Annotated in this window: 1 protein-coding gene; it reads left to right on the top strand. The window is 54.6% G+C overall.

Annotated features, from left to right (window positions below; translation table 11 throughout):
- The coding region (locus tag RTW80_RS28925; RefSeq protein ID WP_312721546.1) for an OmpW family outer membrane protein at positions 1 to 282 on the top strand (282 nt) is incomplete at both ends.

The following is a 282-nucleotide window of genomic DNA, read 5'->3' as shown; positions in this document are numbered from 1 at the left end:
AAAAAATTAGCGGTGGCAGCCCTTATCTTAAGCAGTCTCTCTGGCGGCGCGTACGCGCATGAAGCAGGCGAATTCTTTATTCGTGCCGGTTCGGCAACGGTACGTCCAACGGAAGGGTCCGATAATGTACTGGGTATGGGCGGGTTTAACGTCAGCAATAACACCCAGTTAGGCCTGACGTTTACGTATATGGCAACGGATAACGTTGGCGTCGAGCTTTTAGCCGCCACGCCATTCCGTCACCGCGTCGGTTTAGGACCGACCGGGGACATTGCCACGGTT

It is taken from the genome of Escherichia sp. AM3 (assembly GCF_032029835.1).
GTDB lineage: Bacteria > Pseudomonadota > Gammaproteobacteria > Enterobacterales > Enterobacteriaceae > Escherichia > Escherichia coli.
The sequence above is the reverse complement of the archived record's forward strand: the minus strand, read 5'-3'. Positions and strand labels throughout refer to the sequence as shown.